The sequence below is a fragment of the Promicromonospora vindobonensis genome (assembly GCF_042685865.1).
Taxonomy (GTDB): Bacteria; Actinomycetota; Actinomycetes; order Actinomycetales; family Cellulomonadaceae; genus Promicromonospora; species Promicromonospora vindobonensis.
In genome coordinates, this window is the sequence record NZ_JBHUOG010000001.1 from 2,783,162 (window position 1) to 2,794,911 (window position 11,750).

Sequence of the window (11,750 nt, forward strand, 5' to 3'; positions counted from 1 at the left end):
TCGGCAGACCGGTTCAGCGACCGCTCTGCTTCCACGCCACGATGTCCGTCGAGTAGCGGTTGAGGAGCCTGGCCAGCTGGGCGACGTCCTCCGTCTCCCAGGTGGCCAGGGCTCCCTCCAGCATGGCGACCCGGCTGGTGCGCGCCTGGTCGAACCGGGCGGCGCCGTCGGGCGTCAGCGTGATGCGCTGGCCGCGGCTGTCCTCCGGGTCGACGGTGCGCTCGACGAGGCCGAGCTCGGCCAGGCGGCTGAGCTGTCGTGACACGGTGGCGCGCCCGACACCGAAGAAGGTCGCGAGATCCGATCCGCGTGCACCGGGCCGTTCGGCGATGTGCGCGAGGAGTGGGTAGGCACTGGCGTCGAGCTCCGGATGGACTCGCCGGGCGATCGACGCGCCGGACGACTGGGCCCGGCGGATGAGCAACCTGATCTCACGTTCCAGGCCCTCGAACGGGCCTGGGTCGGCCGTGCTGTCGTCGACCACCTCGTCCCCGGCACCGTTGCCGGGGACCTGGTCGTCGGACGTGTCCGTGCTGGACCTGCCTGTACTCGGAAGCATGGGCCCATGATGACGCGTCAAGCGCTCTGAACACAGCCCAGGGCCACGAAATCCCCCGCCTGCCGCCGGCGGGAGGCGGACTTACGCCTCAGCGGGTTCCAGCTCCTTGAGCTGATCGATCCCCGAACGGTGGTCCAGAGGGACCTCCTTGATGAGGCACACGCAGATCAGTGCGATCACGGCGAGCGGGACCGCGGCGAGGAAGATCTCTGCGATGCCGTTCGCGTAGGCCTTCTCGATCACCTCGACCAGGATGGGCGGGAGCGCCGACAGGTCCGGCAGCGCGCCGCCCCCCGACTGCAGCGCGGACGGGTCGATGCCCTGCTCCGCCAGCTGCGGTGCGATCTCGGTGATGCCCTCCTTCAGGCTGCCCTGCACGCTGTGCCCGAGGATGGCACCGAGCGCCGAGACACCGATGGCACCGCCGAGCGACCGGAAGAACGTCACCGTGGACGTGCCGCTGCCCGAGTCCTTGATGTGCAGGGTGTTCTGCGTGGCGAGCACCATGTTCTGCATCAGCAGGCCGACCCCGGCGCCCAGGATGAACAGGTAGATCGACACGAGCACGAACGAGGTGCGGTAGTCGAGCGTCGACAGGAGCAGCAGGCCGGCCGTCAGGGACACCGCGCCGCCGATCATGTAGGGCTTGTACCTGCCGGTCTTCGAGATGAGCTGTCCACCGACCGTCGACGACAGGAACAGGCCGACGACCATCGGGATGGTGTACAGGCCGGACTCCGTAGGCGTCTTGCCGCGGGAGAGCTGCATGTACTGGCTGAGGAACACCGACGAACCGAACATCGCGACGCCGACGGCGACCGAGCCGATGACGGCGAGCACCAGCGTCCGGTTCTTGAACAGGTACATCGGGATGAGCGGGGTCTTGACCCGCAGCTCGACGAGCACGGCGATCGCGAGGACCACCAGGGCGCCACCGGCCAGGGCCGCCGTCTGCCAGGAGATCCAGTCGAACTCGGTGCCTGCGAACGTGATCCACAGGAGCAGGGCGGCGATTCCGACGGAGATCAGCGAGGCACCGGCGATGTCCAGCTTCTCGGTGCCGCGCGGTCGCTTCGGCAGCTTGAGCGTCATCTGCAGCACGATGATCGACGCGACGGCGAACGGCAGCCCCACGAAGAAGTTCCAGCGCCAGTTGATGGCGTCGGTGAGGAACCCGCCGAGGACCGGGCCGCCGACCATCCCGATACCCATGATCGAGCCCATGAGGCCCATGTACCGGCCGCGCTGCCGCGGGCTGATGATGTCGGCGATCAGGATCGCGGACAGGGCCTGCAGGCCGCCGGCGCCGATCCCCTGGAAGGCACGGAACGTGATGAGCTGGCCGGCGTCCTGCGCGAACCCCGCGGCAGCCGCGGACAGCACGGAGATGATCAGCGCGATCTGGATCAGCGTCTTGCGGTTGGTGAGGTCGGCGAGCTTGCCCCAGATCGGGGTGGAGATCGTCGAGGTCAGCAGGGTTGCCGTCACGACCCAGGTGAAGGCGGACTGGTTGCCACCCAGGTCGGTGATGATCTTCGGCAGCGACGACGACACGACCGACATCGCCAGGACCGAGACGAACATGCCGAGGAGGATCCCGGACAGTGCCCGGAGGACCTCTGGGTGGGTCATGGCGGGTGGTTCGCCCTGGAGGTGTTCGGGTTCTGCCACGAGCGGCTGGGTGTTGGGGCTGGTCATGCAAACTCCTGCTGGTTCTGGGGCGTTCTCCGGTGCGTGGTGTCCGCACTGATGGTGTCGGTGAGGCGGTTCAGCGTGCGCGTCGCCTCGGCGACGTCTTCGGGCGACCAGGCGGCGAACGCCCGGTCGATCAGGCCCGTGTACGCCCCGGAGGCTTCGGCCGCGAGCGTCCGGCCGGCCTCGGTCAGCTCGACCGTGCGGACCCGGCGGTCCTCGGCGTCGACGGTGCGGACGACGTATCCGGCGTCGGCCAGCGTGCTCACCTGACGGCTCGCGACGGAGAGGTCGATGCGCAGGTGCGCCGCGACGTCCGTCAGGGAGACCGGGCCGCACCTGGTGAGCAGGTGCAGCACGGTCACGCCGGACCGGGGCCAGTCGAGCTCCTGGGCGATGTGGGCCGCCGCCTCCCGTTGGGCGCGCGAAAGACTCTGGAGCGCGGAGACCAGGGCGACGGCGGGTGCTTCGGTACCGGACGAGGTCCGGCTCAGGTGGGAAGTCATCATGCCTCGCGATTGATTGCTTAGAGCAACTATATCTCGATGGTTGCTGAATGCAAGGATTCTCGGGCGGCGGATTCGAGGCGGGCCCTGTGACCTCTGCGACACGACACGACACGGCGGCTGCTCGGCGCGCCGTCGCACACGCGAACGGCGTCGCCCCCTGGTACGGGGCGACGCCGTGCTGCGTAGGGCGCGATGCTGGTCAGGCCTTGGTGCGGCTCTTCTCGCCCATGTCCTCGAGCTCCATGCCCTTGGTCTCCGGCACCTTCGTCAGCACGAAGAAGAAGCTCAGCGCCGCGAAGGCCGCGTACATGAGGTACGGCACGCTGGCGCCGAAGGTGGCCAGCATGGGCGGGAACGTCATGGTGATGGCGAAGTTGGCGATCCACTGCATCGCCGCGGCGACCCCGAGGGCTGCCGCCCGGATGCGGTTGGGGAACATCTCGCCGAGCAGCACCCACACGAGCGGCCCCCACGAGGCGCCGAAGAAGACCACGAAAGCGTTGGCGCAGATCAGCGCGATCACGCCCCAGGGCCCGCTGAGCGAGATGTCGCTGCCGGAGCCGGTGGCCTGCGTGAAGGCGATGGCCATGAGGCCCAGCGACACCGTCATGCCGGCGGAGCCGATCAGCAGCAGCGGACGGCGGCCCACCTTGTCGATGAGGGCGATCGCGATGAAGGTGACCGCGACGTTCGTGACGGCGGTGATGGTGGAGACCAGGAACGCCTGGCTCTCGTCGAACCCGACGGCCTGCCACAGCGTCGTCGAGTAGTAGAAGATCACGTTGATGCCGACGAACTGCTGGAAGACCGACAGCAGGATGCCCACCCAGACGATCGGCTTGAGGCCCAGAGCGCTGCCGCGGAGCGAGCCCTGGGACGCGTTGGCCTCGTCGATCGCGATGCTGCGGTGGATCTGGACGAGACGGTCGTCGACGTCCTCGTCGGGACCGAGCACGCTGGTCAGGACCGCGCGTGCCTCGTCGTCGCGCCCGTTGGCCGCGAGGTAGCGGGGCGATTCGGGGATACGCAGCGCGAGGATGCCGTAGACGGCGGCAGGGACGACCGCCACGAGGAACATCCAGCGCCAGGCCTCCCAGCCGAGCCACAGCACGTTGGCGGCCCCGCCTGCCGACTCGGCGAGGATCTGGTCCGAGAGCAGCGCGGCGAAGATACCGACGGTGATCGCGAGCTGCTGCAGCGAGCCGAGGCGGCCCCGCATCGAGGCAGGTGCGATCTCCGCGATGTACGCCGGCGCGATGACGGACGCGATGCCGATGCCCACGCCGGCCATGAAGCGCCAGAGGGCGAGGTCCAAGGCGGAGAACGCGATGGCCGACAGGATCGACGAGACGAAGAACAGGATGGCGCCGAGCACCATGACGCGCGTGCGGCCCCAGCGGTCGGCCAGCCGCCCGCCGGACCACGCGCCGAGCGCACAGCCGAGGAGCGCGATGGCGACCACGATGCCGGTGACCGAGGGGTCCAGCTCGAACTGGCCCTCGATGGCGTTGACGGCGCCATTGATCACGGAGCTGTCGAAGCCGAACAGAAAGCCGCCCACCGCGGCGGCGAAGGCGAGGGCCGTTGCCTTGCGGTGGGCTGATCTCGCGCCGGCGTTCGGCGCCGATGGGGCGGTGCTCATACGACCGATGCTAAGCAGCGTCCGGCGCCGGTCGCGCGCCGAGCCAGTCGCGGTACAGGGGGTCCGCAGCCCGGCTCACCCCGGTACGGGCGGTTCGGGTCAGGCCAGGACCGGCCAGAGCGCCCACGTCGCGAGGGCCGCCACGAGGGCGGCCGCGGGGATGGTGAGGACCCACGCGACGGCGATGTTCTTGGCGACGCCCCAGCGCACGGCGGACAGCCTGCGGGTGGCGCCGACACCCATGATCGCCGACGTGATCGTGTGCGTCGTGGAGACCGGGGCGTGCAGCGCGAACGCGTTGACGTACAGCACGAGGGCCGAGACGGACTCGGCCACGAAGCCGCGCGCGGGGTCGAGCTCGATGATCCTGCGGCCGAGCGTGCGCATGATGCGCCACCCGCCCGAATAGGTGCCGGCCGAGATGGCCGCCGCGGCGGAGAGCTTGACCCAGAGGGGGATGCCCTCGTCCGCGTTGGCCCAGCCCACCGTCAGCAGCGCCAGGTAGATGACGCCCATCGTCTTCTGCGCGTCCTGGAGGCCGTGGCCCAGTGCCATGGCGGCCGCCGACACCGTCTGCGCGAGCCGGAAGCGGCGGTTCGTCTTGGCCGGGGCCGCATAGCGGAAGATCCACATGACGCCGACCATGACGGCGAAGGCGAGGCCGAAGCCCACCAGCGGGGAGATGATCATGGGCAGCACCACCTTGTCCACGATCGCGGACCAGTAGACGCCCATGCCGCCTGCGATCCCTGCGCCGACCAGCCCGCCGATGAGCGCGTGCGTCGACGACGAGGGCAGGCCGAACCACCAGGTGATCAGGTTCCACACGATCGCGCCGATCAGCGCGCACAGGACGACGGTGAGCTCGGCGTGCGTGTCGGCTCCCCCCAGGTTCACGATCGAGGTCGCGATGGTCTCAGCGACCTCGGTGCCCAGCAGCGCACCGGCGAAGTTCATGGCGGCCGCCATGATGAGCGCGACGCGCGGGGTCAGCGCCCGGGTCGAAACCGATGTCGCGATCGCGTTGGCGGCGTCGTGAAACCCGTTGGTGAAGTCGAAGCTCAGGGCGAGCGCCACCACGAGGACGACAAGGGCGACCTCCAACTCAGGACTCCTTGAGGGCGATGGTCTCGACCATGTTCGCGACCTTCTCGAAGCTGTCCGCGGCGTTCTCGAGAACCTCCACGATCTCCTTCAGCTTCATGAGCTGGACCGGGTCGCCCGCCAGGTCGTCGAAGAGCTGGGCGATGAGCTTGCGGTGCAGCTTGTCCGCCTGGTTCTCCAGGCGGTTCACCTCGACCCAGTAGTCGGCGAGCTTGTCCATCGAGCGCAGGCGGGGCATCGCCTCGGCGGTCAGCTCAGCGCACCGCTGCAGCACCTGGACCTGGTCGGACACGCGGTCCGGCAGACCCTCGACCTTGTACAGCACGATCAGGTCGGCAGCCTCGTCCATCTCGTCCATGCAGTCGTCCAGCGCCGAGGCCAGGCCGGAGATGTCCTCGCGGTCGAACGGCGTGACGAAGGTCTGGTTGAGGCGGCGCATGATCGAGTGCGTGGCATCGTCCGCCAGGTGCTCGACCTCGTGCATCTCTTCGGCGAGCTTCTCTCGTCCCGCCTTGTCCGCACCGAGCAGCTCCGCCAACAGGGACGAACCCCGGACGAGATGCTGGGCCAGGGCGGCGAGAAGATCGAAGTACGTGGTGTCGCGCGGAGTAAGGCGCACGAGTGCTCCCGTTCTGAGGGCTCTGGAACAGGCTCAGCGTAGAGCTGTTGCCGACTATCGCCAATTTGCAAGGTCGCACTTTGGTAACCCGTGACAAACGGCACAGGCATCTGAGCAGAGCTCCTCCACCGGCTTGCGCCGGTCAGGAGAGGGAAGTGAGAGCGACGCCGAACCGGGAGCGCCTCTCGGCGCGGGGCCGCTCGTAGCGGCTTGAGGTGGAGCCCGGGGCTACCGCAGCCCGGCGTCGCCTGCACCATCCTAATGGCGTGTGCGGATCTGCCAAGGGGGTCGGACGTCACAACGCTCTCGCGGGCTGCCTGCTTGACACGGTTCAGGGCTACTCGAGGGAACCGGTTCGCCACAGGCCACCGGCGTGTTCCAGCTCTTCAGCGGTGCGCAGCAGGGAGCTCGCGCTGCGGGTCATGCGGGTGGCGCCGGTGGGGTCGGCGACCTCGCGGGAGTCGGCGTCGAACGCCGCTCCGGTCGACAGGATGCGACAGAACGCACCGGCCCGTTCGAGGGCGACGGCGAGGTCGCCGGTGAAGACGCCCGACAGCACGGCGTCGGCCAGAATCTGCAGGTCACCCGGCTCCGGAGGGCTCGGGACCCCCGCGACGGCCTCCTGGACGGGCGCTGCTTCCACACCGAGTCGATACCTGAGCATGACGGTAGGCATGTCGCGGCGCACCCACTCGCGCAGCACGTACAACCGCCAGAGCGCGCCGGGCAGAGAGACGGGTGCGGCATCGGCCCACAGCCCGGCCACGGTGTCGAGGCCCTCGTTCTCGACGAGGTGGATGAGCCGTTCCACGACCGTCGGGTCCTCGGTCGTGCGCGCCCGGTCCACGAGGGCGCGCGCGGTCGCGTGCGCGACCTCGTCACGCAGGGCAGGGTCCACCTCGCCGGGCAGTGCTTCGGCGTCTCGAGGGTCCAGCATGGCCGGCCGTCTCGGTGGTCGTTTGTCGCTGCTCATGGTGACCGATAGTGCGCCCGAAGTCGGCCACGTGTCTACCACCACCGTCACCAGACCGGCGGGTTCACCTTTTCGGTGGCGACCACTCGTGGTCCCGTCGCCGTGTCCGCGACGTGCGCCACCAGTACTTCACCCGGCTCGAGGAACGGGTCGATCGTCGGCAGGCCGTCCGCGACGGATCGGGACGCGTGCTGGCCCAGCACGTCCAGCACCGTTGGCAGGACCGGGCGGTGGGTGCAGATCACCGACGACTCACGGGTCTCCTCCAGGAGGTCGCGCACCGTGGCGGCGACGCGCGACGGCGACCGCTCGTGCTGTGCCTCCGTGAGGTACTCGCTGTAGCTCGGTCGCAGTCCGGCGGCCCGCACGTACGGGTCGATGGTGGTGGCGCACCGCTCCCACCGGGAGCTGATCACGTGCTCGACGCCGTAGGCCGCCAGCACAGGGACCAGCGCGGCCGCCTGCCCGTGCCCCAGCGGGGTCAGCGGGCGGTCCCGTTCGGAGCCGTGCCACGCGGTGCGCGGCACCGCTCGGCCGTGCCGCGCGATGACGAGCGTCCGGGTGTCGAGGACACCCTCGGCCTCAGCGGCCACCAGGGCGTTCAGGGGGCCGCGGTCCGACGCCCTGGTGAGGCGCCGCTCCGCCTCGGCGACGTCGATCCACTCCGCCTGGTCGACCTCCGTCCGGTCGGTCGGCGCGACCGGCGCTCGCGCCGTGAGGGCCGCCGTGTCCCGCCCTTTCCGGGCGCGGCGCGACGCCCAGTAGTGCACGCGCTTCACGCGGCCGTCGGGAGTGAGGTACTGCAGCCCTGGCAGAGGCCTGCCGAGCACTATCTCCTTGCCCGTCTCCTCGCCGACCTCTCGGATCGCGGCACCCTGGAACGACTCCCCGGTCTCGAGCTTGCCCTTCGGCCACGACCAGTCGTCGTACCGGGGGCGGTGGACCAGCTGCACCTGGAGCCCGCCACCACGACGGCGCCACACGATCCCGCCCGCCGTCATGACGACCGGGGTCTGCAGCCCCGTGGTGGGGGAGGGCGCCGCCGTCGGACCTGTGCCCACCACCGACCGGCGGCCGGTCACCGGGCAGGCTCGAGCCGGCGTCGCTGCCGCTGGATCAGGACCGCCTGCAGGTCGCGGAGGCCGGTGCCCTCAGGGCCGGCGGACGGGCGCTCCCACCGGCCGTCGGGCAGGAGGTGCCATGACGCCGTCGTGTCCGCCATGGAGTCGTCCAGCAGGCCGAGCAGCTCGCTCACGTGGTTCGGGTCGGAGATCCGGATCAGTGTCTCCACCCGGCGGTCGAGGTTGCGGTGCATCAGGTCGGCGGAGCCGATGAAGACCTCCGGACCGGACGCAGGCCCCTCGGCGAGAGCCGGGCCCACCGAGTTCGCGAACGCGAAGAGGCGGGAGTGCTCCAGGAAGCGGCCGAGGATGGACCGCACCCGGATGTTCTCGCTCAGCCCTGGGACGCCCACCCGGATCGCACAGATGCCGCGCACCACCAGGTCGACCTGCACGCCGGCCTGGGAGGCGCGGTAGAGAGCGTCGATCACCGTCTCGTCGACCACCGAGTTGATCTTCATCTTGACCCACGCCTCGTGGCCGGCGCGGGCGGCCGTCGCCTCGCGCTCGATGCGTTCCACCAGGCCGGAGCGCACGGCGCGGGGCGCGACGAGAAGGCGGTGGAACGTCGACTTCGGCGCGTACCCCGAAAGCTGGTTGAACAGGCGGGTCAGGTCCTGGCCGACGTCCGAGTCGCAGGTCAGCAGACCGTGGTCGGTATAGAGGCGCGCCGTCTTCGGATGGTAGTTACCCGTGCCGACGTGGCAGTAGCGCAGGAGGGAGCCGTCCGGCTCCTGGCGCACCACGAGCGACAGCTTGCAGTGCGTCTTGAGACCGACGATCCCGTAGACCACGTGCACGCCCGCCTCTTCGAGCTTGCGGGCCCAGGAGATGTTGGCCTCCTCGTCGAACCGCGCCTTGATCTCGACCAGGGCCAGGACCTGCTTGCCGGCCTCCGCTGCATCGATGAGCGCGTCCACGATGGGGGAGTCGCCCGACGTCCGGTAGAGCGTCTGCTTGATCGCCAGCACGTTCGGGTCGGCAGCGGCCTGCTCGAGGAACGTCTGCACGCTCGTCGAGAAGCTGTCGTAGGGGTGGTGCAGCAGGATGTCCCGACGACGGATCGCTGCGAACACGTCGGTCGGCTTGGAGCTCTCCACCTCCGCGAGGTGGCGGTGCGTCGACGGCACGAACGGCGGGTAGTGCAGCGGCGTCAGGTCGAGGTCGGCGATGAGGTTGAGGCCTGTGAGGTCCAGCAGCGCGGGCAGCTCGTAGACCTCCTCCTCCTTCACACCCAGCTCGCGGACGATCAGGTCCCGGATGCGCGGGCTGATGTCCTTCGCGATCTCCAGGCGTACCGGCGGCCCGAAGCGACGCCGGAGCAGCTCCTTCTCCATGGCCTGGAGCAGGTTCTCCGCGTCGTCCTCCTCGACGTCCACGTCCTCGTTGCGGGTGACCCGGAACGTGTGGTTCTCCCGCACCTCCATCCCGGGGAACAGGTAGTCGAGGTGCTGCGCGATGACCTCCTCGAGCGGCACGAACGAGAGCGGCCCACGCTGCGGGTCGGCCTTCTTGGTGCCAGGGCGCCGCGGCTTGCCCGACGCGTCCACCGCGATGAAGCGCGGCAGCAGCGGCGGCACCTTGACGCGGGCGAAGTGCTCCTTGCCCGTCGTCGGGTTCGCGACCACCACGGCGAGGTTGAGCGAGAGACCCGAGATGTACGGGAACGGGTGGGCCGGGTCCACCGCGAGCGGCGTGAGCACCGGGAAGATCTGCTTGCGGAAGAACTTGTGCAGGCGCTCCTGCTCCTTGGTGTCCAGCTCGTTCCAGTGCACCAGGGTGATGCCCTCACCGGCCAGCGCGGGCTGCACGTCGTCCTGGAAGACGCGCGCATGCCGCTCCATGAGCGAGTGCGCCTCCTCCGAGATGCGCGACAGCGCTAGGCGGGGGCTGAGCCCAGAGGCGCTCGTCACCGCGATGCCGGTCGCGATGCGGCGCTTCAGGCCTGCCACGCGGACCATGAAGAACTCGTCCAGGTTCGACGCGAAGATGGCCAGGAACCGGACCCGCTCCAGCAGCGGGATGCGCGGGTCCTCCGCGAGCTCCAGCACGCGCCGGTTGAACGCGAGCCAGCTCAGCTCCCGGTCGGCGAACCGGTCGACGGGCAGCGGCTCGCCGAGATGGGGCTCCAGCAGGGTGGTGCCGCCGGGGCTCTCCGCGATGTGCTCTGCGATGTACGCGGCCAGGCTCTGGTCAAGGGAGTGCGGGTCCAGGATCTCCTCGGCCGAAGCCTCTCCCGGCTTGGGCGCAGGCTTGGCCGCGGCGGGCTTCGCCCCTGCGGCCGCCGTGGCCTTCGAGGCCTTGGTGGTGACGCCGGTCGCGCTGCCGTCTCCGTTCCCGGACCTCTCTGCCAGGTCACGGTGGCCGTCGGGCTCGCCGTTCATGGTCTCTGCGCTTGCCGTACGGGGGCTCTGCTTCATGAATCGGCCGTTCTTGTCCCGGGTCCTGGCGGAGGTGTGCCCAGCGCTGTCCTTCATGTGGTTCATGGTGTCACCGTTCGGTACACAGTGGGTGACGCTCTCGGAGAGCGTTCGTCACGGGCGGGCATACTGAACATGTACGGCGGCCCGCGCGAAACCGGCCCGCTCGTACGTGGCCAGCGCCGGCGTGTTGTCGCCTTCCACGTACAGCACGGCGCGCGTCGCCCCGGCGCGCGCGAGGTACGCCAGCCCGACGTCGGTCATCAGCCGGCCCAGGCCCTCACCCTGATGGTCCGGGTCCACGCCGAGCACATAGATCTCGCCGTCGCGCGCACCGTCCGGCTGGCCCGGCTCCGTCTTGGTCCACAGGAACGCCGCAGGGCCGACGCCGTCCGGGTCGCCCGCAGCACCCTCGTTCTCGGGAACGAGGAGGAAGAACCCCTCCGGGTCGAACCACGGCTCGCTCAGTCGCGCCCGCAGGTCGTCGAGAGTCATGCGGCCCTGCTCCGGATGAGTCGCGAACGCGCGGGCATTGACCCGGAGCCACCCGGCGTCGTCCGTACCGGGGCGGAACGCGCGCAGCCGGTACCCGACGGGTGCCGCGGGAAGCTCCGGAGCCCGAGCCGGGTCGAGCGAGCGGGCGAGGAAGCGGAGCTCGCGCACCGGTTGCAGACCCGCCGACCGGGCGAACGCACGAGCCGGCTCGAGGTCGCCGTGCGCCCAGACCCGCAGGTGCTTGCCGTGCTGGCCGGGCTCACCCGAACGGGACGGGAGCGTGGCGTCTCGCTCGGCGGTCTTGAGGAGCATGCGGCCGTGGCCGTTACGGCGGTGCTCCGGGTGGATCACCAGCTCGGCGCTCGCGGTGTCGCCGGAGCGGTCGACCTGCACGTAGCCGATGGTGCTGCCGGCCTTGGTGTGCGCTACGACGTGGGTGATCCACTCCGCGTCGGTGCCGAGGTTGAGCAGTGGCTGTTCGGAGAGCGGTGCGACGCCGTCGTGCGACTCGGCGGCCGCGGCCAGGGCGCGGACGGCCTGCTGGGCGTCGGCGTCGAGCGGGCCGATCTCGATGGGGGCAGCGATACGCATGGACCCATCCTCCTGCATCTGCCGA

General features: G+C 69.9%; 10 protein-coding genes. All 10 read right to left on the reverse strand.

The genetic code is table 11. From position 1 onward, the window contains the following. Positions 1-13: 13 nt before the first annotated feature. Positions 14-559: a MarR family winged helix-turn-helix transcriptional regulator gene (locus tag ACFS27_RS12570; RefSeq protein WP_377183405.1), complete on the reverse strand. Its 546-nt coding sequence runs from the start codon at positions 557-559 to the stop codon at positions 14-16. 81 nt (positions 560-640) lie between these two features. After that, entirely contained in the window at positions 641-2,257 is a 1,617-nt protein-coding gene (locus tag ACFS27_RS12575; RefSeq protein WP_377183406.1) for an MDR family MFS transporter, read from the reverse strand. Beyond that, entirely contained in the window at positions 2,254-2,757 is a 504-nt protein-coding gene (locus tag ACFS27_RS12580) for a MarR family winged helix-turn-helix transcriptional regulator (RefSeq protein ID WP_377183408.1), read from the reverse strand. Before ACFS27_RS12580 ends, ACFS27_RS12575 begins: the two co-directional genes overlap by 4 nt. Before the next feature lie 202 nt (positions 2,758-2,959). Then, a complete protein-coding gene (locus ACFS27_RS12585) occupies positions 2,960-4,402 on the reverse strand; it encodes a sugar porter family MFS transporter (protein ID WP_377183410.1) in 1,443 nt (480 codons plus the stop codon). A gap of 99 nt (positions 4,403-4,501) precedes the next feature. Continuing rightward, positions 4,502-5,506, reverse strand: coding sequence for an inorganic phosphate transporter (locus ACFS27_RS12590; RefSeq protein ID WP_377183412.1), 1,005 nt, complete (start codon positions 5,504-5,506; stop codon positions 4,502-4,504). A gap of 1 nt (position 5,507) precedes the next feature. Further along, positions 5,508-6,125 (reverse strand): DUF47 domain-containing protein, encoded by a 618-nt coding sequence (locus tag ACFS27_RS12595; protein ID WP_377183414.1) that lies wholly within the window; start codon positions 6,123-6,125, stop codon positions 5,508-5,510. A gap of 337 nt (positions 6,126-6,462) precedes the next feature. Next, positions 6,463-7,062, reverse strand: coding sequence for a hypothetical protein (locus ACFS27_RS12600; RefSeq protein ID WP_357470117.1), 600 nt, complete (start codon positions 7,060-7,062; stop codon positions 6,463-6,465). Positions 7,063-7,145: 83 nt separating this feature from the next. Next, positions 7,146-8,180, reverse strand: a complete 1,035-nt coding sequence (locus ACFS27_RS12605) for an NUDIX hydrolase (protein ID WP_377183416.1) — start codon at positions 8,178-8,180, stop codon at positions 7,146-7,148. After that, on the reverse strand, positions 8,177-10,696 hold the full coding sequence (locus ACFS27_RS12610) for an RNA degradosome polyphosphate kinase (RefSeq protein WP_377183710.1): 2,520 nt from the start codon (positions 10,694-10,696) through the stop codon (positions 8,177-8,179). Before ACFS27_RS12610 ends, ACFS27_RS12605 begins: the two co-directional genes overlap by 4 nt. A gap of 57 nt (positions 10,697-10,753) precedes the next feature. Next, complete coding sequence (gene mshD, locus ACFS27_RS12615) at positions 10,754-11,725, reverse strand: mycothiol synthase (RefSeq protein ID WP_377183418.1); 972 nt, start codon at positions 11,723-11,725, stop codon at positions 10,754-10,756. Between the last annotated feature and the right edge of the window lie 25 nt (positions 11,726-11,750).